This window comes from Exiguobacterium sp. 9-2, from assembly GCF_036287235.1.
Lineage (GTDB): Bacteria > Bacillota > Bacilli > Exiguobacteriales > Exiguobacteriaceae > Exiguobacterium_A.
Map to the genome: position 1 here is coordinate 938,233 of NZ_CP142850.1, position 23,136 is coordinate 961,368.

The 23,136-nt window shown below is 48.9% G+C and carries 20 protein-coding genes and 2 other annotated features; of the genes, 15 read left to right on the forward strand and 5 right to left on the reverse strand.

Annotated features, from left to right (window positions below):
• Positions 1–53 precede the first annotated feature (53 nt).
• From VJ374_RS04845 to trpA, 15 genes are all read left to right on the forward strand, one after another.
• Complete coding sequence (locus VJ374_RS04845) at positions 54–1,709, forward strand: sigma-54-dependent Fis family transcriptional regulator (RefSeq protein ID WP_035409079.1); 1,656 nt, start codon at positions 54–56, stop codon at positions 1,707–1,709.
• A gap of 145 nt (positions 1,710–1,854) precedes the next feature.
• Positions 1,855–2,775, forward strand: coding sequence for a phosphate butyryltransferase (gene yqiS / locus VJ374_RS04850; RefSeq protein ID WP_329470350.1), 921 nt, complete (start codon positions 1,855–1,857; stop codon positions 2,773–2,775).
• A 13-nt stretch (positions 2,776–2,788) separates the two neighbouring features.
• Positions 2,789–3,913 (forward strand): Leu/Phe/Val dehydrogenase, encoded by a 1,125-nt coding sequence (locus VJ374_RS04855; RefSeq protein ID WP_023467593.1) that lies wholly within the window; start codon positions 2,789–2,791, stop codon positions 3,911–3,913.
• Positions 3,914–3,929: 16 nt separating this feature from the next.
• On the forward strand, positions 3,930–5,033 hold the full coding sequence (gene buk, locus VJ374_RS04860) for a butyrate kinase (RefSeq protein ID WP_308101187.1): 1,104 nt from the start codon (positions 3,930–3,932) through the stop codon (positions 5,031–5,033).
• Complete coding sequence (gene lpdA / locus VJ374_RS04865) at positions 5,003–6,424, forward strand: dihydrolipoyl dehydrogenase (RefSeq protein ID WP_290773337.1); 1,422 nt, start codon at positions 5,003–5,005, stop codon at positions 6,422–6,424. The genes buk and lpdA overlap by 31 nt, the downstream gene beginning before the upstream one ends.
• 13 nt (positions 6,425–6,437) lie before the next feature.
• The gene (locus VJ374_RS04870) at positions 6,438–7,451 is read left to right on the forward strand and encodes a thiamine pyrophosphate-dependent dehydrogenase E1 component subunit alpha (RefSeq protein WP_056060235.1); all 1,014 of its coding nucleotides are present in this window, start codon (positions 6,438–6,440) and stop codon (positions 7,449–7,451) included.
• Positions 7,448–8,431, forward strand: a complete 984-nt coding sequence (locus VJ374_RS04875; protein WP_023467596.1) for an alpha-ketoacid dehydrogenase subunit beta — start codon at positions 7,448–7,450, stop codon at positions 8,429–8,431. The genes VJ374_RS04870 and VJ374_RS04875 overlap by 4 nt, the downstream gene beginning before the upstream one ends.
• 14 nt (positions 8,432–8,445) lie before the next feature.
• Positions 8,446–9,714, forward strand: a complete 1,269-nt coding sequence (locus VJ374_RS04880; protein ID WP_035409065.1) for a dihydrolipoamide acetyltransferase family protein — start codon at positions 8,446–8,448, stop codon at positions 9,712–9,714.
• A 56-nt stretch (positions 9,715–9,770) separates the two neighbouring features.
• Positions 9,771–10,022 (forward strand) — a binding site (T-box leader).
• A gap of 48 nt (positions 10,023–10,070) precedes the next feature.
• Positions 10,071–10,320 (forward strand) — a binding site (T-box leader).
• A 50-nt stretch (positions 10,321–10,370) separates the two neighbouring features.
• Positions 10,371–11,765 (forward strand): anthranilate synthase component I, encoded by a 1,395-nt coding sequence (trpE, locus tag VJ374_RS04885; protein ID WP_329470353.1) that lies wholly within the window; start codon positions 10,371–10,373, stop codon positions 11,763–11,765.
• A complete protein-coding gene (locus VJ374_RS04890) occupies positions 11,762–12,328 on the forward strand; it encodes an anthranilate synthase component II (RefSeq protein WP_329470354.1) in 567 nt (188 codons plus the stop codon). The genes trpE and VJ374_RS04890 overlap by 4 nt, the downstream gene beginning before the upstream one ends.
• Positions 12,329–12,334: 6 nt before the next feature.
• Positions 12,335–13,351 carry an anthranilate phosphoribosyltransferase gene (gene trpD / locus VJ374_RS04895; protein WP_329470355.1) on the forward strand — a complete coding sequence of 339 codons (1,017 nt, stop codon included), beginning with the start codon at positions 12,335–12,337 and terminating at the stop codon, positions 13,349–13,351.
• Positions 13,348–14,115: an indole-3-glycerol phosphate synthase TrpC gene (gene trpC, locus VJ374_RS04900; protein ID WP_329470356.1), complete on the forward strand. Its 768-nt coding sequence runs from the start codon at positions 13,348–13,350 to the stop codon at positions 14,113–14,115. The genes trpD and trpC overlap by 4 nt, the downstream gene beginning before the upstream one ends.
• Positions 14,112–14,681, forward strand: a complete 570-nt coding sequence (locus VJ374_RS04905; protein ID WP_329470358.1) for a phosphoribosylanthranilate isomerase — start codon at positions 14,112–14,114, stop codon at positions 14,679–14,681. Before trpC ends, VJ374_RS04905 begins: the two co-directional genes overlap by 4 nt.
• A complete protein-coding gene (trpB, locus tag VJ374_RS04910) occupies positions 14,678–15,874 on the forward strand; it encodes a tryptophan synthase subunit beta (protein WP_329470360.1) in 1,197 nt (398 codons plus the stop codon). Before VJ374_RS04905 ends, trpB begins: the two co-directional genes overlap by 4 nt.
• Positions 15,874–16,656, forward strand: a complete 783-nt coding sequence (gene trpA / locus VJ374_RS04915) for a tryptophan synthase subunit alpha (RefSeq protein ID WP_329470362.1) — start codon at positions 15,874–15,876, stop codon at positions 16,654–16,656. Before trpB ends, trpA begins: the two co-directional genes overlap by 1 nt.
• Positions 16,657–16,706: 50 nt before the next feature.
• Here trpA and VJ374_RS04920 read toward each other — a convergent pair whose 3' ends face one another.
• The 5 genes from VJ374_RS04920 to abc-f form a co-directional block, all read right to left on the reverse strand.
• Positions 16,707–17,177: a GNAT family N-acetyltransferase gene (locus VJ374_RS04920; protein WP_081780390.1), complete on the reverse strand. Its 471-nt coding sequence runs from the start codon at positions 17,175–17,177 to the stop codon at positions 16,707–16,709.
• 19 nt (positions 17,178–17,196) lie between these two features.
• Positions 17,197–19,170, reverse strand: a complete 1,974-nt coding sequence (locus tag VJ374_RS04925) for a penicillin-binding transpeptidase domain-containing protein (RefSeq protein WP_329470363.1) — start codon at positions 19,168–19,170, stop codon at positions 17,197–17,199.
• A gap of 116 nt (positions 19,171–19,286) precedes the next feature.
• Complete coding sequence (locus VJ374_RS04930) at positions 19,287–19,976, reverse strand: peptidoglycan DD-metalloendopeptidase family protein (protein ID WP_442899597.1); 690 nt, start codon at positions 19,974–19,976, stop codon at positions 19,287–19,289.
• Positions 19,977–20,248: 272 nt separating this feature from the next.
• Entirely contained in the window at positions 20,249–21,142 is an 894-nt protein-coding gene (locus VJ374_RS04935) for a diacylglycerol/lipid kinase family protein (protein ID WP_329470367.1), read from the reverse strand.
• A 67-nt stretch (positions 21,143–21,209) separates the two neighbouring features.
• Complete coding sequence (gene abc-f, locus VJ374_RS04940; protein WP_329470368.1) at positions 21,210–23,066, reverse strand: ribosomal protection-like ABC-F family protein; 1,857 nt, start codon at positions 23,064–23,066, stop codon at positions 21,210–21,212.
• Between the last annotated feature and the right edge of the window lie 70 nt (positions 23,067–23,136).

Here is a 23,136-nt window from a genome sequence, read left to right on the forward strand (position 1 = left end):
TTTTTTATTCCGAGTAGGATAGAAATGTAAGCAGTTTCAAAGGGGGAATTTATATGCATCATCTACTCGTCGTCGGAGCAGGTCAAGGGGGAACAGAGGTCTTGCACGCATTTCAACGTTCACCACTATTAACGGTCATCGGTCTTGTTGATCCAAACATGGAGGCGCCTGGGGTAGCGCTTGCACGGCGCGCGGACATTCGGATCGAAACGAACTGGTCAGCATTCGAAGGAGCAGACGTCGATTTCATCATTGACGCTACGGGAGAAAGTGGCGTACTCGAACAATTAATCCATGATTTTCCGGGAGCGGCGGTCTTACCGGGTGAATTCGTCAGAGTGTTACTTGAACGTCTGACTGAAAAAGAGAAAATGCTCGAAGCAATCATTCATTGTACGAGCGAAGCGATTTCCGTCGCCGATCAAGACGGACAGACGATGCTGATTAATCCGGCGTATACGCGAATGACCGGTTTCACAGAACGAGATGTCGTCGGAAAACCGGCTAGCGCCGATATCGGGATGCAAGAATCCGTTCATTTGAAAGTCTTGAATACAGGCGAGAACGTGCGAGATGTTCGTATGAAGATCGGACAAGATCAACGCGATATCATCGTCAACGCAGCACCTGTCATCGTCGATGGACAAGTCCGCGGTTCCGTTGGGGTCATTCGAGATATTTCGGAAATGAAGGCTCTAGCAAAAGAATTAAAGGCAGCGCGACAAAAAATCCGGACACTCGAAGCTAAATATACATTCGATGATATCATCGCCGAGAGTGAAGCAATGCGCTTCGTCGTCGATCAAGCGAAGCTTGCGGCAACGATGCCAGTCAACGTCTTGATTCGCGGTGAATCCGGAACCGGTAAAGAACTGTTCGCACATGCGATCCATGCAGCGAGCGAACGCAAATATGAACAATTCGTCCGCGTCAACTGTGCGGCGATTGCACCGACGTTACTCGAAAGTGAACTATTCGGGTACGAGGAAGGCGCGTTCTCAGGAGCGCGGCGCGGCGGGAAACGGGGATATTTCGAAGAAGCACACGGAGGTTCGCTATTCTTAGATGAGATCGGCGAATTGCCACTCGACGTCCAAGCCAAACTGTTACGGGTGTTACAGGAAAATGAAGTCGTCCGTGTCGGTGGCACGAAGGCGATTCCGGTTGATGTCCGCATCATCGCGGCGACGAATGCCAATCTCGAACAAAAAATCATCATGAATGAGTTCCGAGAAGATCTTTATTACCGGATTAATCGTTTACCGATTCACATACCGGCACTACGTGAGCGTCCGGATGATATCGCACCGTTAACCTTACACCTACTCCGCAAATTGAATCAAAGTTATGGACGATCGGTCGGACGGATCTCGGATGATGTACTCGAAGCAATGAAGAAGCAACCGTGGAAAGGAAACGTCCGCGAGCTTGAAAATGTCATCGGTCGCGCATTGATTTTTACGGATAAAACAGAAACGGTCTTACGAAAAGGACATCTTCAACTTGTCGTGCCACAAACAACAAAAGTCACGACGAGACAGAAAAAGGAAATCAAACATTTATCCGACGAGATGTCTCACGTCGAAGAACGATTGATCCGGGAAGCGCTTACTGCTTTTAATGGCAACAAAACAGAAGCCGCAAAACAACTTGGGATTTCTCTCCGGGCACTTTATTACAAAGTGGAACGATTTAACATTTATTCATGAAGCGCAAATTTTTGCGTGCAATATATTGCAAAAAATGCAAAAGCGTGCAAAATTAAAGACGTTCTTGCTTATCCTACCGTCTCTTTTGAATTGGCACGAAAATTGCTATTACTATTTATGTATGACAGGTAAAGGGGGGAATACAGTGAGATTCAGTGAAATGGTCGAGCAGGCAGCTCGACTCGAAGATTCCGTCGTTGCGATTGCAGCTGCGGATGACGAAGAAGTGATGGATGCTGTCGCATTAGCAATTGAAAACGATTTAGCGCGTTTTCATTTGTTCGGGGATGCGACACGGATTCAGCAGATGATTCAAAAACGGACATTACGAGAGTCGCAGTTCGTGATCACCCACACCTCTACATCGCAAGAAGCGGCAGAGCGTGCCGCTCATGCCGTTCGCAAAGGGGATGCGAGTGTCTTGATGAAAGGTCTTGTTCCGACAGCGATGTTCATGAAAGCTGTCTTGAACAAAGAAACGGGTCTGCGTTCTGGAAATGTCCTGTCGCATGTCGCGTTGTTCGAAGTGCCAGGGCGTGAATCAGCGATCGGATTGACCGATGCAGCGATTCATATCCAACCGACACTCGAAGATAAGGTAAAAATTATCGAAAACGGTGTCTCCGCCTTACGAGCGCTTGGATACGGATTACCGAAAGTCGCAGTCTTAGCAGCCGTCGAAGTCGTCAATCCGACGATGCAGGCAACGATAGACGCTGCCCTACTGACGCAAATGAACCGACGTGGTCAAATCAAGGATTGCCTTGTAGACGGACCACTTGCGCTCGACAATGCCGTGAATCTCGTCGCTGCCCAGCAAAAAGGCTTGGCGGGAGACGTAGCAGGGCAGGCGGATTTACTCGTCGTTCCGCAAATCGAAGTTGGGAACGTTATCTACAAATCGCTCATGTATTTCGCACATGCCTCAGTGGCGGCGATTCTCGTCGGAGCGCGGGCTCCAGTTGTATTGACAAGCCGCGCCGATACAGCAGAAGCAAAAATGTACTCACTAGCCTTTGCGCTATTAAATGCTCAACAGACGAAAAAAGTAAAACAAACAATCTGAGGAGGAACTTAAAATGGTCGAAACAAATGTAGAATCACGCTTCAGTATCTTTGAAACAATGGAGATGGAAGATTACGAACAAGTTGTTTTTTGCCACGATAAAGTATCTGGATTAAAAGCAATCATCGCGATTCATGACACGACACTCGGACCGGCACTCGGTGGACTTCGTATGTGGAATTATGCATCTGATGAAGAGGCATTGATTGATGCGCTCCGTTTATCAAAAGGGATGACGTATAAGAATGCAGCCGCTGGTTTGAACCTTGGTGGTGGCAAAGCAGTCATCATCGGCGATGCGAAGACACAAAAATCAGAAGCACTCTTCCGGGCATTCGGACGTTACGTCCAGTCACTGAACGGTCGTTATATTACAGCAGAAGATGTCAATACGACGGTTGCAGACATGGATTACATCCATATGGAGACGGACTTCGTCACTGGTGTCAGCCCAGCATTCGGATCAAGTGGTAACCCATCACCAGTTACGGCATACGGTGTCTACCGTGGTATGAAAGCAGCGGCAAAAGAAGTGTACGGAACAGATTCACTTGGTGGAAAAACGATTGCGATCCAAGGTGTCGGTAACGTTGCCTTCAATCTATGCCGTCATTTGCATGAAGAAGGGGCGAAACTGATCGTCACGGACATCAACCAAGAAGCACTTCAACGTGCTGAAGAAGCATTCGGTGCCTTGATCGTCGCACCAGAAGACATTTATAGCGTCGAAGCGGACATCTTTGCGCCATGTGCCCTCGGTGCGACATTAAACGACGAGACGATTCCACAATTGAAAGTCAAAATCATCGCTGGTGCGGCAAATAACCAACTTAAAGAAGACCGTCACGGTGACATGCTCGAAGAACGCGATATCTTATACGTACCAGACTTCGTCATCAATGCGGGTGGTGTCATCAACGTTGCCGATGAACTCGACGGATACAACCGTGATCGTGCTATGAAAAAAGTTGAACTCGTCTACGACGCGGTCACAAAAGTATTCGAGATCGCAAAACGCGATCATTTACCGACATATCGTGCTGCGGAGAAAATGGCAGAAGAGCGTATCGCAACGATGCGTAGTGCCCGCAGCCAATTCTTACGTCGTGATAAAAACATTCTAGGATCACGCGGCTGATCAGAGGAGGATATCCATGAGCGAACGTATTTTGACGATCAATCCCGGTTCGACTTCGACGAAGATCGGTATCTTCGAAGGACCAAACCCGGTGTTCATGAAGACGTTACGCCATCCAGCGGAAGCGGTCAGAGGACCGCTTCCAGCGCAGCTGGAGATGCGTCGTCATGTAGTACTCGAAGTGTTAGCTGAAGAACAGATTGATTTGAAAGCGCTTACTGCAGTCGTTGGTCGTGGTGGGTTACTCCGACCGCTTGTCAGCGGTACGTATGCGGTCAACAGAGAAATGCGAGAAGACTTACTCAGCGGTATTTTTGGCGTTCATGCATCGAACCTCGGTGGACTCCTTGCGGATGAGATTGCTCGGACACTCGACATCCCATCATTCATCGTTGATCCGGTCGTCGTTGACGAACTAGAACCGATTGCGCGTATTACAGGCTTACCTGAACTTGAACGAAAAAGTATTTTCCATGCCTTGAATCAGAAAGCTGTTGCGAAACGGTACGCGAAGGAAATCGGACGTCCATACGAGGAACTGCGCCTGATCATTGCACACATGGGTGGCGGCATTACAGTCGGCGTACACCATGAAGGGCGTGTTATCGATGTCAACAATGGACTCGATGGAGAAGGACCGTTTTCGCCAGAACGAAGCGGATCGCTACCTGTTGGTCAACTAGTAGAACTATGTTATAGTACCAAGTATAAACTTGAAGAGATGAAGCGTCTGGTCGTTGGGTCAGGCGGACTTGTTGCGCACTTAGGTACGTTTGACGCGGTTGAGATCGAGCGCCGGATTGAAGAAGGCGATGAAAAAGCGGCATTGTTATATGAAGCGATGGCGTACCGGATCGCGAAAGAAATCGCTGGTCAAAGTGCTGTCTTGTTCGGTCAGATCGACGCGATCATTCTAACAGGCGGACTTGCTTATAGTGATCGGTTGACGCGTATGATCGAAGAACGCGTCGCCCACCTTGGTCAAGTCGTGCGTAGTCCTGGTGAAGATGAGTTGCAGGCGCTCGCAGAAGGAGTGTTGCGTGTCTTACGTGGGGAAGAGGAAGTTAAGGAATATGGAGGCGAACCAACATGGCTAGAGAATTCGACGTCGTTGTCCTAGGTGGAGGACCCGGTGGATATGTCGCCGCGATCCGTGCAGCACAAGCCGGGAAGTCGGTAGCAATCGTAGAACAAGGAAAATTAGGCGGGACATGCTTACATCGTGGCTGCATCCCCTCTAAAGCCTTTTTGAAATCAGCAGCAGTCTATCAGACGGTCAAACACGCTACTACATATGGCGTGGACGTACCGGAATCGTTTTTACGATTCGAACAGGTCAAACAACGCAAACAAGAGATCGTAGATGGATTAGAGGCAGGCATTCAGCACCTGATGAAAAAAGGAAAGATTGAAGTCTTTCATGGTCGGGGTTCGATTCTTGGACCAAGTATCTTTTCACCGATGCCCGGAACAATCAGTGTCGAGCCGGAAGAAGGCGAAGGCGAGTTGATTCTTCCACGCCAATTGATCGTTGCGACAGGATCACGTCCACGTCCACTGAACGGTCTTGCTTTTGATTCAGAGTATGTCCTCAGTTCGGATGATGCGCTCGATATGGCAGATTTGCCAAAATCAATCGTCATCATCGGCGGCGGCGTCATCGGTGTCGAATGGGCATCGATGTTGACGGATTTTGACGTCGCAGTAACGGTCGTTGAATTCAGCGACCGGATTTTACCGACAGAAGATGCGGCAGTCAGTCGTGAAGTCGCCCGCCAACTAAAAAAGCGGGGCGTCAAGATTCATACGGGCGCAGCTGCACAAAGTGATACGTTCCGTATGTCTGAAGACGGCGTATCGATCGCGATCGACCGTAACGGAGAACAGACGACGCTTGAAGCGGATAAGTTGCTCGTCGCCATCGGTCGGATGGCGAATGTCGAAGGTATCGGAATCGAAAACACAAATATCGTCGTCGAAAATGGCTTCATCCAAGTGGATGACTATTTCCGGACGAAGGATCAACATATCTATGCAATCGGCGATGTCATCGGTCGCTTGCAACTCGCGCACGTCGCGTCAGCAGAAGGCGTCAAAGCAGTCGAGGCGATCGTAAACGGAACGACGACACCACTTGAATATGCGTTCGTACCACGTTGTATCTACAGCGTACCGGAAGCGGCATCGGTCGGTTTAACGGAAGACGAAGCGAAACGTGCCGGAATGGACGTTAAGGTCGGGAGCTTCTCGTTCAATGGGTTAGGAAAAGCGCGGATTGAAGGAGAAGCAGCAGGCTTCATCAAGCTCGTCTCGGATGCGAAGACAGATGATCTCGTCGGCGTTCACATCGTCGGACCAAAAGCAACGGAACTGATTAGTGAAGGTGGGTTAGCGCTCGTACTCAATGCAACGGCATGGGAAGTTGGACAGCTCGTGCATCCGCACCCGGCCTTATCAGAAGCATTTGGAGAAGCAGCACTTGCAGTCGACGGACTTGCGGTTCACGCCTAAGGAGGAATTACGGATGGAAAAGATAGAATTCAAAGAATTGGTAGAACTCGGATTAACGGAACAAGACGCGATTCACATGTTCGAAACGATGGTCCGTGCGCGGAAAATCGATGAACGGATGTGGAAGTTGAACCGAGCAGGTAAAATTCCCTTCCTCGTCTCGTGTCAAGGACAAGAAGCGGCTCAAGTCGGTGCAGCGTTCGCACTCGAAAAAGGAACAGATTACATTTTGCCGTATTACCGTGATTTAGGTGTCGTCTTGCACTTCGGTCAAACGTCACGCGATATCATGCTATCGGCATTCGCCAAAGCAGAAGATCCGAACTCAGGTGGTCGCCAAATGCCAGGACACTACGGTTCACGTGCCTTGAACATCGTGACAGGTTCAAGTCCGGTTACGACGCAAGTACCACATGCTGTTGGAATTGCACTGGCTGCGAAGATGCGTAAGGAGCCACTCGTTGCTTACGTCTCGTTCGGTGAAGGTTCTTCAAACCAAGGTGATTTCCATGAAGGAGCAAACTTTGCCGGAATTCATAAGCTTCCTGTCATCTTGTTCTGTGAAAATAATAAATACGCGATTTCGACACCACTTTCGAAACAGCTGTCAGCTAAACACGTTGCTGACCGGGCGATTGGCTATGGTATGCCAGGATATACAGTGGACGGTATTGATCCACTTGCTGTCTTCAAAGTCGTCAAAGAAGCACGCGAACGTGGATTACGGGGAGAAGGTCCAACCTTAATCGAAGTTGAAGTCGAACGTCTCGTGCCACACTCATCCGATGATGACGATAAATCATACCGTTCTGCTGAAGAACTCGATGCCTTAAAAGCACGTGACGGAATCAAACTCTTCCGTGCGCGTCTGATTGAAATGGGTGTCTTGACTGAAGAAACAGCGACTGAAATCGAACAAGCGATGGAGAAAGAAGTCGATGAAGCAACGGCGTATGCTGAAGCAGCGGCTTACGATGCGCCAGAAAATGCATTACGTTACGTGTACGACGAGGAGGAAACGAAATGACGACGTTAAGTTTAATCGAAGCGATCAATAGTGCAATCAAAGAAGAGATGGAGCGCGACGAGTCCGTCTTCATCCTCGGCGAAGATGTCGGTGTCCGTGGTGGTGTTTTCCGGGCGACACAAGGGTTGCTTGAACAATTCGGAGAAGAACGTGTCATCGATGCACCGCTCGCTGAGAGTGCGATTGCTGGTGTCGGAATCGGAGCTGCGATGTACGGTATGCGTCCAATTGCTGAAATGCAATTCGCTGATTTCATCATGCCAGCGGTCAACCAAATCGTCAGTGAAGCAGCAAAGATTCGATACCGTTCGAACAATGACTGGACGTGTCCGATCGTTATCCGCGCACCGTTCGGTGGTGGTATTCACGGGGCGCTCTATCATTCTCAATCGGTCGAGGCGATGTTCAACTCGACGCCAGGTCTGAAGATCGTCATCCCGTCTAATCCATACGATGCGAAAGGATTGCTAAAGGCAGCCATTCGTTCGAATGACCCGGTCTTGTTCTTCGAGCATAAACGGGGCTATCGTCTATTGAAGGGAGATGTCCCTGAAGGCGATTATACGGTTGAAATCGGTAAAGCAGACGTCAAGCGTGAGGGCGAAGACGTGACGATTATTACCTACGGACTGTGTGTCCATATGGCACTCGAGGCGGCAACACGTCTTGAAAAAGACGGAATCGATGTTCACATCCTTGACTTGCGGACTGTTTATCCAATCGACCGCGAAGCAGTCGTCGAAGCAGCGAAAAAGACGGGGAAAGTCTTGCTCGTCACGGAAGACAATAAAGAAGGTAGCGTCATGAGTGAAGTATCGGCGATCATTGCAGAAGAAGCCTTGTTCGATCTTGATGCACCAATCGAACGACTCTGTGGTCCAGACGTACCAGCGATGCCATACGCTCCGACGATGGAGAAGTTCTTCAACATCTCAAGTGAGAAAATTGAAGATAAAATCCGGACGTTACACGCATACTAAGGGGGAACTGACCGATGAAGACTGAAACACTTACGATGCCACAACTCGGGGAAAGCGTTACTGAAGGAACGATTTCGATGTGGCTGGTCAAACCAGGTGACACTGTCAAAAAATATGATCCGATTGCAGAAGTCATTACTGATAAAGTAACGGCAGAAGTCCCATCTTCGTTTGATGGTGTGATCGAAAAACTTCTTGCAGAAGAAGGCGATACGTTGCAAGTCGGTGACGCAATCGTCACGATGCAAGTCAACGGGGGATCAACGGAAGTTGCTGCGACTGAACAAGAAGTACCGGCTGTCGAAGAGACAACGACGGCTGATACTTCGATGAAAAAGCGCTATTCACCAGCAGTCTTGAAACTATCGGGTGAGCATGGCATCGATCTCGAACAAGTGACGGGTACAGGAGCCGGCGGGCGGATTACTCGGAAAGATTTGTTGAAACTGATTGAGTCCGGTGCTATTCCTACACCACAAACAACTGAACCAAAACCGGAAGCGAAAACGGCTCCGGTAGCGCCTCCAACAGAAGCACCATCCGCACCAAAACGTCCGGTCAGTGCACCACAAGCGACGGAAACGGGCGACATCGAGATTCCGACTGCCGGTGTGCGTCAAGCAATCGCTTCGAACATGGTACGTGCGAAACACGAAGCGCCACATGCCTGGTTGATGATCGAAGTCGATGTCACGAACTTGGTCGAAGCACGTAATCGTCATAAAGATGCGTTCTTCAAACAAGAAGGGGTCAAATTGACGTTCTTACCATTCTTCATGAAGGCGACGGTCGAAGGATTGAAGAAACATCCGATCATGAACTCGACATGGGCGGGAGATAAGATCATTCAAAAGAAAGCGATCAATCTATCACTTGCTGTTGCAACGCAGGACGCTCTGTTCGTACCAGTCGTCAAGAATGCGGATGAACTAAGCATCAAGGGGATCGCACGCGCGATTGATGACTTCGGGAAACGGGCACAAGCCGGCACGTTGTCGTCTGCAGAGATGCAGGGCGGGACGTTTACGGTCAACAATACGGGCTCATTCGGTTCAATCCAATCAGCACCGATCCTTAACTTCCCGCAGGCGGCGATTCTATCCGTTGAATCAATCGTCAAACGTCCAGTTTGGGTGAACGGCATGTTCGCAGCACGCGACATGGTCAACCTCTGTATGTCGATCGATCACCGGGTGCTCGACGGACTCGTCGCCGGACAGTTCCTACAAACTGTCAAACAAGCGCTCGAATCCATCGATCCAAACCAACTTTCCTTATACTGAGATTTTCCAGTTGACAGGGAAGTAGAAGCATCGTAGTATAAGAAACAATTCAACACACGATAGCAAAGACGAAGAGAAGTAACTTGTGAAACGATTTAAGAGAGCTGATGGGTGGTGTGAATCAGTATCGGGTAACAAGCGAATGGCCTTCCGAGCTTCAGACCGAATCCTTTAAGTGGGTAGTAGGCTCTGACGGGTTCCTCCCGTTATTGGGGTCGACGAATCAGGACAATGGTCCGGTTCGTTTCAAAGGGGACGATGTCAGCATCGTCAACGAAGGTGGTACCGCGGGTCTTCCCGTCCTTCATGTTCTACATGAATGGGCGAGAAGACCCTTTTCGTATACAATTGAATCGAATAAATCGTAGAGTGAGTTAAGTAGCGAGGCAACATCGGCGTTTCAGAGAGCGGAAGAATGGTGCGACTTCCGTACGGCGAGGTTTCGTGAATGGTCTCATGAGAGCGTGGCTGAACGAAGAAGTAGGTCACGACGGATGCCCCCGTTATCGTAGGCTATGATGTCTCTTATTTAGACGCATCAGACAGAGTGGGAACGGTCGAACCGTTCCAATCGAGAGGTGGCACCGCGAGATAATCGTCCTCCATGCAGCATATGCTGTGTGGAGGACTTTTTTTATTCCAGGAGGCGAACAGAGATGGTTCAGACAGACACACTTATCATTGAACAACTTGAACTAAACGGCGACGAGATGACGCCGATCATGATTTTCCAACAACTGAGTGGAACACAGAAATGTTTACTTGAAAGCTCCGCCCATACGGATCATGGACGGTATTCGATCATCGGTGTCGATCCGGTGGAAATGATCCGCGCAGAAGGACGAACCGTGACACGGGAACAGTTGAAGACAGGTCGATTGACACAAGAAACAGGTGATCCAGTACGACTGATGCAACATTTGATCCTCCGGGAGGGCGTAGAAGAAGATCTTCCGTTTTTAGCAGGCGGGATCGGATATGTCGGTTACGATATGATGCGGGCGTATGAGACACTCGGAGCGATTCCGGAACGAACGCGCCAACTACCGGACGCGCTACTCGCCGTCTACGACCAAATCATCCTGTTTGATCATCTCGAACATCGTGTTCATTTAATTCAAACGTCACTTGGTGGCATCACCGATCGTGATGAATTACGTCAACGTCTAGTAGATCGGAAAGCGCAACTCGAACAATCGCGAGAGCGAACAGACATCGAGCGTCCACTCCGGGATGTCGTTTATGAACCGTTGATGGATCAAGAGACGTTTGAAGGACTCGTCGAACAAGCGAAGAGACATATTCGGCAAGGCGACGTCTTCCAACTGGTTCTTTCGCAACGACTCGATGCGACGTTTACGGGTGACCCGTTCCAATTTTACCGAAAACTCCGTAAGGATAATCCGAGTCCCTATCTCTTTTATATCGACTTAGGCGAAGCAATCGTACTTGGGGCCTCCCCGGAAAGTTTGGTCCAAGTCAAAGGGAATCGAGTGACGACGAATCCGATTGCCGGCACACGTCGCCGGGGGAAGACGACAGAGGAAGATGAACGGCTAGCAGAAGAGTTGCTTCACGATGAGAAGGAACGGGCCGAGCACCGGATGCTCGTCGATCTTGGACGCAACGACTTAGGACGGATTTGTCAGATTGGTACCGTCGAAGTGACACGCTTCATGCAAATCGAACGATTCAAGAACGTCATGCACCTCGTCTCCGTCGTTGAAGGGACGTTAGCAGACGGGAAGACTGGAGCAGACGCACTTGTCTCTTGTCTACCGGCTGGGACGGTCACAGGAGCTCCGAAAATTCGAGCGATGCAGTTGATTGACCAGTACGAACAGGTCAAACGAGAAGTATACGCTGGAGCTGTTGGCTATTTCGACATTCGGGGGAATATGGATTTTGCTCTCGCTATCCGGACGATGGTCATCAAGGATGGTGTCGCTTCTGTTCAAGCAGGGGCTGGTATCGTCTACGACTCGATTCCACGCCTTGAGTACCAGGAGACGTTACACAAAGCGAAATCACTACTGGAGGTTTGGAAATGATTGTCCTGATTGATAACTATGATTCCTTTACCTATAACCTATATCAATACGCATCGGTTTATACGGCCGTCCACGTCATTCGAAACGATGCGGTTAGCATCGAAGAGCTCCGCGAGATGAAACCGGACGGTATCATCCTCTCACCCGGTCCCGGTCGCCCGGCTGACGCTGGCATCTGCATCGATCTGATTAGTCAATTATCGGGGCAAGTACCGATTCTCGGTGTCTGCCTCGGACATCAGGCAATCGGCGAAGCATTCGGAGGACGCATCGTTGAAGCGCCGGTCATCATGCACGGGAAGACATCAATGATTCGACAATCGGGACAACTCTTCGACGAAATGACAGAAATGTTAGAGGTCATGCGCTATCATTCGCTGATCGTCGCTCGAAACGACTTACCGACGGAACTCGTCATCACGGCAGAAACGGAGGACCGGACGATCATGGCGCTCGAGCACAAGACACATCCGACATTCGGCATCCAGTTTCATCCGGAATCCGTCGGAACGCCTCAAGGGCAGCAGATGATTAAACGATTCATTGAATTGACGAAGGAGTGACGAACGATGAAAGAGACATTATTGAAATTAGCAGAAGCCAAACATTTACGATATGAAGAGATGCAACAGGCAGCACGCGAACTGTTTGCCGAAGATGTTACTGATAGCGAAATTGCCGCTTTTCTCGTCGCATTGAAAGCAAAAGGGGAGACTGCAGAAGAATTAGCCGGTCTCGCTTCGATCATGCGCGAAGTCGCGCTCGACATTCCAGTCACCGGTGATTTCATGGATAATTGCGGTACAGGAGGCGACGGCTCGCAATCGTTCAACATCAGTACGACAGCCGCTTTCGTTCTAGCCGGTGCCGGCATGAAAGTCGCGAAGCACGGGAACCGGAGTGTCTCAAGTAAGACGGGGAGCGCTGATGTACTTGAAGCACTCGGAGTGTCACTCGATGCAACACCGGAACACTTAGTAGAGCAACTCGAGACGAACGGAATCGCCTTCTTGTTTGCACAACGGATGCATCCGCGCGTCAAGCAAATCATGAAGGTCCGACGTGATTTACGGATTCCGACGATCTTTAACTTGATTGGTCCGTTGACGAATCCGGTCCCGCTCAAGACACAACTATTAGGAATTTACCGGGAGGATATGCTCGAGACGATGGCGTTGACACTGCACCGTCTCGGACGAAAGCGGGCGATCGTCTTGCACGGTGCGAACGGAATGGATGAAGCGTCCCTTGCCGGAACGAACCAACTCGTCTTACTCGACGAAGGCGAACTGATCCGCTTCAGTCTTCATCCGGAAGAAGTCGGACTAAAGACCGCACCGCTTGAAGCGATCCGCGGTGGAAGTGCACAAGAGAATGCGGCGATTTTACTGCAAGTCCTGAGTGGAGAGAATGGTGCTTATCGCGACACCGTTCTACTCAACGCTGGGATCGCTCTCTTTGCAGCAAATCGGGTGAAGACGATCGAAGAAGGAATCGCCTTAGCAACAGATAGCATCGACTCAGGACGAGCGATGGAACGATTGAACCAATTACGACAAATGACACGGGAGGAAGCAATCGGATGAATATCTTAGATCGCATCATCGAAACAAAACGGACGGAAGTCCTGCAATTAAAATTAACTGGCGTCGAACAGATCAGTCATGAAGCATTGAAGCCGTCGATCAAGCAACGACTATCGGGAACAGATTTATCCGTCATCGCGGAAATCAAACGAGCATCTCCATCAAAAGGTGCAATCGCACTCGATGTCGACGTCGTCGCTCAGGCAAAACAATATGAAGCGAGTGGGGCGACTGTCATCTCTGTCTTGACGGATGAGACATATTTTAAAGGATCGATGACCGATTTAGCGGCAGTCGCTGCAGCAGTCAACATTCCTGTCCTCTGTAAGGATTTCATGATTGACCGGATTCAGATTGACCGGGCAAAATCACATGGCGCACAGTTGATTCTCTTGATCGTTGCGGCCCTCGAGCAGGAGACGCTTGCTGACTTGTATACGTATGCTTACGCAGAAGGACTTGAGGTCTTAGTCGAAGTCCATGACGAAGAGGAATTACGCCGGGCAGAGGCGATCGGTGCACAAATCATCGGCATCAATAACCGGAACTTGAAGAAGTTCGAAGTCGATTTACAAACATCGATCGGATTACTAGAACAGCAACAACCGGACGTTCGTTACATTAGTGAGAGTGGCATCAAGACGGTCGAGGAAGCACAGCGATTACATGCTGCCGGTGCAGACGGGATCCTCGTCGGTGAGACATTGATGCGAGCAGACGATCCACAAATCTTCATCCGAGAAGTGAGTGGCGTTCGCGTATGACACGGATTAAGTTCTGTGGTCTCCGAGAAAGCGAACATGTCGAAGCGGCAGTTCGCTTAGCGGACTACATCGGCTTCGTCTTTGCTAAAAGTAAACGACAAGTCACGCTAGAAGAAGCAGCACGTCTTAGACGCGACATTCCGAGTACGGTCCAGGTCGTCGGGGTCTTCGTCTCCCCGACCTATCAACAGGTGATTGATGCGGTCGAACAGGTCGAACTGGATCTCGTTCAAATTCACGGGATCATCCCGGATGGCAAGCTAAAGGTTCCCGTCATTCAAGCGATTCCCGTGACGGACATCACGGAAGTAGAGCAACAGACGGAGTATGTGCTCGTCGACGCACCGGTTGCTGGAAGTGGCGAGACATTCGACTGGTCACGAGACATTCAAGCTGAACGTCCACTGTTCATTGCCGGTGGCTTGACAGCTGAAAATGTAGGAGAAGCAATCAAACGATATCACCCGTTCGCTGTCGATGTCTCAAGTGGCATCGAAACGGATGGACAGAAAGATCCCATAAAAATGCAGGCATTCGCAGATGCCGTAAAGGAGAGAGAAGCATGAGTTACGCACAACCGGATACACTCGGACAATACGGTAAATACGGAGGACGCTACATCCCGGAAACATTGATGCAGGCGGTGATTGAACTCGAAGAAGCTTATGCAATAGTAAAAGAGGATCCAACATTTCAAGCGCGGATGGATGAATTGCTAAAAGAATACGTCGGACGTGATACACCACTTTACTTTGCCGAACATTTGACGCAAACGATTGGTGGCGCAAAGATCTATTTGAAACGAGAAGACTTGAACCATACCGGTGCCCATAAAATCAACAATACGATCGGTCAAGCGTTACTGGCTGAACGGATGGGGAAACGAAAAATCGTTGCTGAGACAGGTGCAGGACAACACGGTGTCGCGACAGCGACGGTCTGTGCCTTGCTCGATCTCGAATGTGTCATCTTCATGGGCGAAGAGGACGTCCGTCGTCAAGAGTTGAACGTCTTCCGGATGGAGTTACTTGGAGCAACTGTCATCCCGGTCACACAAGGGAGTCGAACACTCAAAGATGCCGTCAATGAAGCACTCCGTTACTGGGTCAAACATGTCGAAGACACGCACTACTTGATGGGTTCTGTTCTCGGACCACACCCATTCCCGCAACTCGTTCGTGATTTCCAAGCGGTCATCGGAAAAGAGACGCGACGCCAAATCATCGAAAAAGAAGGACGTCTGCCGGAGGCGATCGTCGCTTGTGTTGGCGGTGGTAGTAATGCGATCGGCATGTTCCATCCGTTCATCGATGATACAGATGTAAAATTATACGGAATCGAAGCGGCGGGCAGCGGAATCGACACAGAGAAACACGCAGCGACGATGACAAAAGGAGAGGTTGGTGTCTTGCACGGATCGATGATGTATCTCTTACAGGATGCACACGGTCAAGTACAAGAAGCGCACTCGATCTCAGCAGGACTTGACTATCCGGGCGTCGGACCCGAGCATAGTTTGCTCAAAGATATCGGTCGTGTTCAGTATGAAGCGGTGACCGACGAACAAGCACTCGAAGCACTACAGCTGTTGAGCCGCAAGGAGGGAATCATCCCGGCACTCGAGTCGGCACACGCGATTGCCTATGCGACTCAACTCGCTGCAGAGATGGACAAGGAAGAGATTCTCGTTATCTGCTTATCAGGACGTGGCGACAAAGATGTCGTTACTGTCAGAAACGCACTAAAGGGGGAAGAATGATGCGATTAGAAACAGCGATTCGTAACGTTACAAGTAAGGGCGAAAAAGCCTTCATCCCGTACGTCATGGGGGGAGATGGAGGGATTGATCGCCTTCCGGAAATCTTAGCGTTTCTCGCTGAATCCGGAGCGACAGCGATTGAAGTCGGCGTTCCGTTTTCGGATCCCGTTGCTGACGGTCCAGTCATTCAAGAAGCGGGACTCCGGGCGCTAGAAGCGAACGTCGGACTGAAGGATGTTCTTGAGGTGGTTCGCGTTGCCCGTCAGACCGTCGATGTTCCAATCGTCTTGATGACGTACTTAAACCCGATTTTCCGTTATGGATTAACAGCGTTTTTAGCGACATGTCGCGAAGTCGGGGTTGACGGATTGATCATTCCTGATTTACCACTTGAACAGAGTGAACAGTTCTTCGAACGAGAGGACAAGTCGGATATCGCGCTCGTTCAACTCGTCTCCTTGACGAGTCCAATGGAACGGATTCAAAAGATTGCCGATAAAAGCGAAGGGTTCCTTTATGCCGTTACGGTCAATGGGACGACTGGCGGACAGACGACGTTTGATACGGCGCTTGAAGAACATTTAGCAAATGTCGCAGCCCATAGCCCGGTACCGGTACTTGCCGGGTTCGGAATCAGTACACCGGAACACGTCAAACAGTTGAGTCGACCAGTCGCGGGTGTCATCGTCGGCAGTAAGATCGTCGACTTACTCCATCAAAACGATCGAGAAACGATTCAACAGTTGATGGCAGCACGGCTTGCGGCAACGCCGTCACATTAATGAAAAAGAGCAGATGATCATACGATCATCCGCTCTTTTTCGTATAGATGTCACTTTTGAACGAGTGACTTCTGCAAGTTCGTATACAGCGGTTCGAATCCGAGTTCTTCATAAAACGTTGCGGCCCGGTCGTTGACGGTCCAGACATTCAAGCGAACAGCATCCACCTTTTGCTCGAGTGCGAGTTCTTCTGCCACCTGCATCAACTGGCGACCGATTCCTGATGAACGATGGGAAAAGGTGACACCGACGTCAGTGATGTTCAAGATTCGGACAGGCGTAAACCGGTCGGGTGCCGGTGCCGTCCACTTGCCAAACAAGTAACCAATGAGTGTTTCTCCATCGAGCACTGTCAGACAGAGGTGTTGTTCTGCTTCTATCATCTGACTTAAAGACTCTAGCGTGTATGGTGTCGTTACATCTGGGTGAAAGTGAGGCGACAACCGCTTGTGATGCGCGAATGTCTCTGCCGTCAGTGTAAGCAGGGCAGGGAGGTCTGAAGTACAGCTAGTGCGGATCATCAAGAAGCGATCACTCCGATCATCGATTTTGTTTGAGTACTTCGGCGACAAGTCCCGACACGTACGGACTGCCACGATCTTCTTTTTCGACTGACTCGATCATGATGGCAACGAGAAGATCTTTTTTGTCGTTGTCGTATCCAACGAAGAAGCCATTCTCTTTGCCGTCGGTTTCGCCTGCCTTTTTCAATTCTGCCGTACCTGTCTTACCGGCAACATCGACTTCTTTGATATCAGCCGGAAGCGTATAACCGTTATGAACGACATCATACAAATCATCGCGGATCATCTTCGCGTCGTCTGCGTCGAGTAAATCCTTCTTAAAGACTTGCTTCGTTTTTTCCTCTTGTAAGAGTGTCGGACGATAGATTGTTCCATCCGTCAGGAAAATTTCATACATCGATGCTAAGTGTAGAATATTCGTCAACATCTGACCTTGTCCGTAAGACGTGTCCATCAGCTGTCCATCAGAAGAAATCGTGCCGTCGTTTGAGATCTGTGAGGCACGTAATGGATACGTGAACGGTAGCTTTTCACCGTATCCGAGCGCTTCAAGACCAGACGTAAATGCTTTCGTTCCGACTTGTTCGAGTGTCGAACGGGCGAAATAGATGTTGTCGGAATAGACGAGCGCATTATGCAGATTGACCGGGGCCGGTGTCTCATGAATGCGGGTGACGTTAAAACCATCGATCTTATTTTTCAGCCCATTGATTGTGTAGGCTTTTTCCGGGTCGAGCGTTTCGCTCTTTAATCCGACAGCAGCCGTCAATGGTTTTTGAGTCGAACCGGGTGCGAAGGCACTTGTGAATCGGTTCAATAATGGCTGGTCCGGGTCCTGCGTCAGTTCATCGAGTCGTGCTTGTGAGATTCCTGACATGAATTCAGAAGGGTCAAAGCCAGGAGAGCTGAGTAAGACACGGGTCTCGCCGGTCCGCGGATCAATCGCTGATGCTGTTCCGGGATCATCCTGCATCGTTTCATAAGTCTTTTTTTGAAGAGTGGCATCAATTGTCAACGCAATATCTTCGCCATCCGTCGGTTTCGTTTCGGCAACAGTAACGTTTGAGCCGTCTTTTTTCTGTAAAGTGATTGTCGCACCGGCTTTACCACGTAAGCGCTCATCGAGTACTTGTTCAAGTCCACGTTTCCCGACTTGCTCGCCAGCTTGGATTTGATTTTTTGATTGTTTAATCTCGTCTGCTGTCGCTGAACCGATATATCCAATCAAATGAGAGGTTGCTTTACCAAGTGGATACGTTCGGACTTCCGTTTCTTGGACACTGATTCCAGGAATGTCACGCAATTTTTCAACCATTGCTTCGTCGGTCATCGTTTTGAGCGGAACGAACTGTCCATCTTTGACCCAACTTGCCTTTAAGGAATCTTCGACTGAAGAGGTCGGGCGGTCGAGCAATTCGGCAACTTTCTCGATGTCTTTTAATTGTCCGGCTGTCGCGCCGACAGCAAATCCTTTTCCAGAGGTTGCGAGCGGTTTCTCATTCGAATCGAGTAAATCACCACGTTTGCCTTCAACGGTTTGAAGCTGGACTTTGTCATCCTTTTTAAAATCCTTTAGAACGAACGAAGAGTCCCAGTCAATGAACCAGTTTTCGGTCTTACCTTGTTTCTCAAATGTCAGTGGAACTTGTTTATCGTAGGCAACGGTTCCTGCAACCGTATCAAAGGAAATCTGCACGGGAAGGGACGCTTTTTCGTCATCCGTTGCTTCTTCCGCTTTCTTTCGTTCGACGGATAACTTTTGAATATCAAGTGATTTCGACAATTGTTTCGTTCGCTCGATGAATTCTTTTTTACCGTATTCTTTTTTAGTAGCTGTACTCGCGTACGTATACATTTTATCGTAGTCTTGTTTCTCCCAAAGTTTGATATAGGCATCAAGACGTTCTTCAGGTGTCGGTTGATCTTGGCAACCGGCAAGCAGAGTCACTCCGAAAGATGCCGATAGAATCAAGGGAATGGTTCGTTTCATATGATTCGCCTCCTATATGCATGAGAGCCATGAATATACCGTACCACTCCTGTCAGAAGATTTCATCTGAAACAAAAAACCGGACTTCTCAAGATGAGAAGTCCGGCGAATCTGATTCAGTTGAAGTAATTGAGGGGATTAACGCTGTTTGCTGCAGACGTTCCACTGTAGACGTAAGAGCCGCGGTGCATTTCAAAATGCAAGTGAGCACCAAAGGCATTTCCTGTCGCGCCGACTGTCCCGATTTTTGTTCCTTTAGCAATCGTTTGTCCAACAGAAACAGCACGGCTGTTCATATGTGCGTAAACTGTCGTGTACTGGATGCCGTTAACCGTATGCGTCATCATGACATGATTACCGTATGCACCGTAGTAACGAGACGTGATGACCTTTCCAGCAGCTGAAGCATAGATGGGTGTACCCGTCGGAGCACCGATATCAATACCATTGTGGAACGTGTAACCATAAACACCGCTTGCCGCACCGTATCCTTGTGTGATCGGACCGCTTGCTGGACGCGAGAAACCAGTCGTTGCTTTTGTTGAAGTCGTCGTACTGTACTTTTTAACATATGTAGAAGAAACGTAGCGTGATGCGCCGCCGTATGAAATTTTTGTCCATGAACCGGAAACACCGAGATAATTGAATGTCTGTCCTGTATTGACGCTACCGACGATTTTATAAGCCGTTGATGGACCTGTCCGGACGCGTAGGCCGTCTGCCATGATTTTTACTTTATATGTCGTTGCGGCCTCAACTTTCGAAGCACTCGTTGTAGCAAAACCTGAAACTACCAAAGCTGTCATTGTCATTGTTGTAAGTAAACGTTTCATTAAGTATATTTCCTCCTTAAAAATCTGAAGCGCCAAAACTGATCATTACAAAATTGTAAGATTTTATGTATAATTATTTATTTTAAAGAATGATTTTTCGCCTGAGATGATTATAGCATCGTCAATAACACAAAAATATTTCAAATATGTTTCAAAATTACGCTTTGTTAACATATATTGTAATGGATTTTAAAGTAAAAAAAGAAACCGACAAATCGTCGATTTCTTTTTTTACTCGTATAACGTTAGTCAGCAGAGAATGGTGAATATACAGTGAGATGTTGAGGGAGTACCTCGACAGTCACAGGAACATGACCTGCCGTATCACCATCGGCATTGATTGGTAACTCTTCTTTCGAACGAATCTCGACACGTGTCGTCGTGAAGTGTTCGATTTGATCCGCCTTTGATAACCCACCCGTGATGAGTTTAGGTAATGCTTGAAGCGCATCAAAGAATCCGAGCTTCGTAATGATGAATCCATGCAGTAATCCATCGTCGACTTTTGCTTCTTCCGCAAACGATTCGAATCCACCAACGGAATTCGTCAAGGCGATGATTAACAAGTGGGCTTCTCCATCAAATTGTTTTTCGGCAGAGTTGATTTCGATTGGATAAGGACTATGATCCTTAAAGGCTTTCAGACCTTCAATGAAATAAGCGACCGATCCAAGTGACGTTTTCTGTTCGATGCTCACTTCTTCGACGGCTTCCGCAATCAGACCAACCGCAATGACGTTCATGAAGTAATGATCATCATATTTACCGATATCAAGCGGGCGGGCAGGGGCATCAGCTAATATCTGAATCGCCTTTTCGGGGTCCGTCGGGATGTGTAACGCACGTGATAAATCATTGACCGTTCCAAGCGGTACGATCCCGAGTGTTGGACGATGTGGTTGCTCGGCAATTCCAGTAATGACTTCATTGACCGTTCCATCACCACCCATGGCGATGACGGCGTCGTAATTATACTGAGCGGCATGACGTGCGAATTCCGTTGCATCGTGTTCTTTTTCCGTGAATCGAACGTCGACGGTTTGAAAGCGAGTAGCAAGCGTCTCTTCAGCGAGCGTCGCGTGTTTTTTTCCGAGTTCTTTACCAGAAGACGGGTTGATGATCAACATAGCTTGAGACAAGATGAATTCCTCCTTTGACGTATCTGTTCCTATTTTCCCGAGTCAAAGAAGGACTAATCATTTTAGTTCAAGTTTCTAAAATTAAACGTTCATACAAACCTTCAATTTTTCGTAACAATGCTTCTTTTTCCATCTCGACCGTCATCCATTCTTCTTCCGCGGATACATGAGAAAGAACGGCATCAAGATGTACGACTTGAAGTTCCAACTCTTCTATTTGCTGTTCAATGGACTGTTCTTTCGCAGGTGCTTTCGAACGCTTTGAAATTTTCGATTTCTTCTCATGATTTATCTGAGGTGGTGTGCCATGACTGGCTTGTCGTTTCTCCACTGCGTAAGCATAGTTTCCAGTATACGAAGTAATTTGATGGTCAAGCCAAATGATTTTTGGAAAAAGACGATTCAAGAAATAGCGGTCGTGTGAGACGGCGATCAATGTACCAGAAAAATTCTCGAGTGCTTCTTCAAGCGTCTCTCTTGATTCAATATCTAGATGATTCGTCGGCTCATCGAGAATCAAAACGTTGATCGACGAATGAACGAGTACGGCAAGCTGCAATCGAACACGTTCTCCTCCGCTTAGTGACAAAATAGACCGAAAGACAGTCGGTCCGAAAAACAGGAACCGGGCAAGAATATGGCGGGCTTCCGCTTCTGGGACGGCAATGCGGTCTCTAAACCAGTCGATTAAGCGAGCATCCTCCTCGAAATGGGCATGTTGGGACAAGTAACCGATCCGGTTCGATGGTCCACGCGTGAGCGTGCCTGCGTCTGGTGACAATTCATCAAGCAACAGTGCGAGCAACGTCGATTTCCCGCTCCCATTCGTTCCGACGATTGCAACCCGATCTTGAGCCATGATTTCGAACGAGACAACATCGAAAATGCGACGGGAATCGTAAGCGAATGAGAGCTCTTCAGCGCGAAAGACGACTTGACTCGTATGATCGGTAGAAGAGAAGGAGACATCAGCGGTTTTGGCTTCGAGTTGAGGTCGTTTGATCCGTTCGATTCGCTCGAGTGCCCGCTCCATCGATTTTGCTTTACGGAATAATTTCTCACTCGGTGGAGATGCTTCGTTTGCCCATTGCCGTAGTCGACGAATCGCTTCCTTCATCTTCTTGATTTTTTTCTGTTGCTCCTGATAGGCGTGGAACTGTTCCATCAAGCGACGTTCTCGTTCGACGACGAACGCACTGTAGTTCCCTAGGTAGGAGGTCAGTTCACCATCTTCGAGCTCGACGATCGAGGTGACGACGGCGTCTAAGAAGACCCGGTCGTGAGAGACAAGCAGGATAGTTCCAGTGTAGTCCCGTAAGAATTGTTCTAACCATTCAACGGCAGCTAAATCAAGATGGTTCGTCGGCTCATCAAGGATTAGGAGGTGTGGTTCCATCAGCAACATGCGACCGAGGCAAATCTTCGTTTGCTCACCGCCGCTCAACTGATGGAAAGGGCGAGTGAGTAACGGACGTAAATGTAATCCGTTCACCATGCGCTCGATCTTCGAGTCGAGTAGATAGCCATCTTTTTGTTCGAATGCATTTGTCGCTTCCGCATATCGAACGAGTAGTGCATCCAGATCATCTGGCGCTGTCGCCATCAAAAGCTCCAACTGTTGCATCCGAGAACGGATTGCGAGGATCTCTTCAAACGCCGTCCAAAGGACGTCGAGTCCGGTCATTGTCTCGGCATAAGTGGGAAGTTGTTCCAAGTAGCCAATCGTCAAACCGTTCTTTTGATAGATGACTCCACCGTCCGGTTGGTCAAGGCGAGCAAGTAAGCGGAGTAATGTCGTTTTACCACTCCCGTTTCGTCCAATCAGACCGACACGATCGTGTTCGTTTAAGAAGAGGGAAACGTCCGTTAAAATCGTTTCGCCTCCGAATTGTTTTGTCAGATGTTGAATGTCGCAAATCATCATAATAAGTTGATCCTTTCGCGCGCATTAAAAAAAGGGAGAGCGCAAATAGCACTCTCCCTAGTGTGTGAAA